Below are 2,588 nucleotides of genomic sequence, written 5' to 3'. Positions count from 1 at the left end.
ACGATCCGGCGCAGTTCTTCCATCCGGCGCTGATCGGCATCGGTCTGACGGTTCTTGTTCTCGATGCAGACCAGTTCCTTCTCGGCGGCGGACAGCTCTGCAACAGGGCGGGCGGCCGCGTCTTCTGCAGCGAACTTGGCTTCCTGCCATGCCGCGCGCAGCGCATTGCGCTTGATGACGTTCAGACCGAACCGGGCAACGTCAGCCTTGCGGATGATTTCCCAGGCGCGGCGCATGATGGCGGAACGGTCGTAGGTCATTGCTTTACCCCTGTGCGTTTGATAGATTATATATAGCATCCGATAGACTACCTTTCAATAGGAAATCTATCAATAATGACAGAAGATCTATATGAGGGGCATGTGAACGGCGAGCAAATCAGGGCGGCAAGGAGCCTGCTGGGATGGACAGCATCAGACTTGGCGGAGAAATCGGGGATCAGCTATCCGACAATCCAGCGATTGGATTCCACGCGAGGGCAACCTTCGGGACGCTTTGAGACAATCGAAGCCGTACGCACTACCCTCGAAGCCCAGGGCATCCAGTTTCTGGACAACGGAGACGTGGCGGCCGGGGCTGGGGTCGCGCTCAGGAGATCCGACAGCGAGGAGTAGAGATTTCCGGCAAGGGCCCGCCGCCTCGCAGTAGTGCTGGAAGCATCTGCGCATGGAAACCCGCCGCGCGAACGAGCCGGCCGTCAGAAAAGTTACGATTGCCGACTACGGCCTCAAGAAAAGCTCCGATTGGTTCCCAAATCTAGCAAGCGGGACAGAAACCCCAAGCGTTTCTCCGGGATCTCGATGCTGGAGAACGCGTCGGCTGAGGACTGCATGAAACGCCAAATACACGGCGCGATGTCGTCCAACTCGCGGTCGTACTTCTGGGCGCGACTTGTGAGCGTCTTGTTCTCTTCAAGCCAGTCAATGATGCCATTGACAATCCGGTCGTCATCGAACGGCACACCTCGACGGAGCCATCTCACCGCCGCAGCCGATTCCGTTGCACCGATGTGATCCAGGTGCTGAGGTATGACTGAAATCCGCTTGGTGCAGTCGGTGTAGGCGAATGTGGCAAGTATGCCGAAACTGCCATTTACCCGACGTCTCCAGATCAAAGATGTTAGCGCGGCTTCCGCCGCCTCACCACGCTCCTCCAGGCTGCCCAGGGCATCCTCGATCCGTCTCAATGCTGTGGGCTTTTCGCTAGTCAGTACGTCGGTGAGTGGTTGCATCAGATATTATCTAGAGCGGCGCACGCGCTGTTGGAGTCCGGCCTCTCGACCGTTCGCTGACTGCGCGGCGCCAATGTGCCGTTTCGGATGCATTTGAGCGTTTTCCGACCAATCTGCATCATATCCGCAGGCGGCGAAGTAATCTCGGGCATTCCTGGTGCGCGACGCGGTGTATGAGTTCGCCGATGGTGTCCCAGCGTATAGCCTTCGAAGGCGCGATCCCGTATCGCGACGCTGCCGCGCGCGGACTCATACCGCTATCAACCACCTCGATCACCCGTTCTCCGAGGTCCACGGAGAGTGCTTTGGCTTTAAGGGGGCTGGTCGTACAATTCTATACAAGTGTGCCAAAAGATTGCCATTTTTTCTTTCAAATCTTCCCGAGCGAACTAGCGGGAGGGAGTACTACAATGAACATGACATTGTTTGCTGGCTCGAGCTGGAAGGGCGGCGCGGTATGTATGCCCGCATCGTACCGCCGTCACGTCGCGTGGATGCCGCAGATTGGCGACATCTTCCCGGACTTCACGGCCCTCACGACAGAGGGGCAGATCCAGTTCTTCGAATGGGCGGAGGGGAGCTGGACGGTGCTATTCAGTCACCCTTGCGCCTTCACTCCCATATGCACGACCGAACTGGCCGCCCTCGCAGAAGCATCCGGGGACTTCGCGAGGCGTAACGTCAAGCTGCTCGCCTTCACGAAATCTTCGCTCCTTACGCAGGTGGCGTGGCACCGGGAGGTAGAATCCCTCTTCGAGGTGAAGATCAACTTTCCCAGCGTCGAGGACGCCGACGGCCAATTGTCGCAGCTGTTCGGCATGGTCCACCCGAAACAAGGCGAACTGCCGGGTCGCCGGACCATGCTGCTTGACCCTTCCATGCGAATCCGACTGATCGTGGATTATCCCGCCTATCTCGGCCGGAGCACCGAAGAAATCCTACGTGCCATCGATGGCGCACAGGCCCAGGACGACTTGTCGGTCCAGCTCCCCGCAGACTGGACGCCGGGCGACATGTACGTCCTGCCCAAGTGCTGCAGTGAGGAGGAGGCGTTTGCGAAATTCGGTGCCGCACCGACAGAGCTGACACCCTATCTAAGGGTGGTGCAGGGGCAGCCGTGATCGAGAGCCATCAGCCCGGACGAGCTTACTAGGAAGCCGAAACCGATCCAGGTCGGTGGGCAAACGCTCTAAAAATAGGAACCAGACGAGTGCGGGAAATGTCGGCGCGAGCCCCATCGATGCGCCGTTGGTCTTCGAAGGGAGTAGAAGAGAATGCCAGCAACGCCTGGAAGCGCAACGGAGCTTCGGGAGGCAGTAAGATCCTTGGTCGACGAAGCGCTTAGAAACGGGGTACG

Annotated in this window: 3 protein-coding genes; 1 reads left to right on the top strand and 2 read right to left on the bottom strand. The window is 58.6% G+C overall.

Going from position 1 to position 2,588, the window contains the following annotated elements:
* On the bottom strand, positions 1–260 hold a 260-nt coding region (locus P1J78_RS24535; protein ID WP_275569999.1), incomplete at its 3' end, for a hypothetical protein.
* 467 nt (positions 261–727) lie between these two features.
* Positions 728–1,231, bottom strand: coding sequence for a hypothetical protein (locus tag P1J78_RS24530; protein ID WP_275569998.1), 504 nt, complete (start codon positions 1,229–1,231; stop codon positions 728–730).
* 410 nt (positions 1,232–1,641) lie between these two features.
* Between P1J78_RS24530 and P1J78_RS24525 the strand changes: the two genes are divergently transcribed.
* Positions 1,642–2,352, top strand: coding sequence for a redoxin domain-containing protein (locus P1J78_RS24525; RefSeq protein ID WP_275569997.1), 711 nt, complete (start codon positions 1,642–1,644; stop codon positions 2,350–2,352).
* Positions 2,353–2,588: the final 236 nt, after the last annotated feature.

It is taken from the genome of Psychromarinibacter sediminicola, assembly GCF_029168335.1.
GTDB lineage: Bacteria > Pseudomonadota > Alphaproteobacteria > Rhodobacterales > Rhodobacteraceae > Psychromarinibacter > Psychromarinibacter sediminicola.
The sequence above is the reverse complement of the archived record's forward strand: the minus strand, read 5'-3'. Positions and strand labels throughout refer to the sequence as shown.

Coding starts and splice junctions, on each gene's coding strand:
- P1J78_RS24530 (WP_275569998.1), bottom strand. CDS start 1,231: ATGCAACCACTCACCGACGTACTGACTAGCGAAAAGCCCACAGCATTG.
- P1J78_RS24525 (WP_275569997.1), top strand. CDS start 1,642: ATGAACATGACATTGTTTGCTGGCTCGAGCTGGAAGGGCGGCGCGGTA.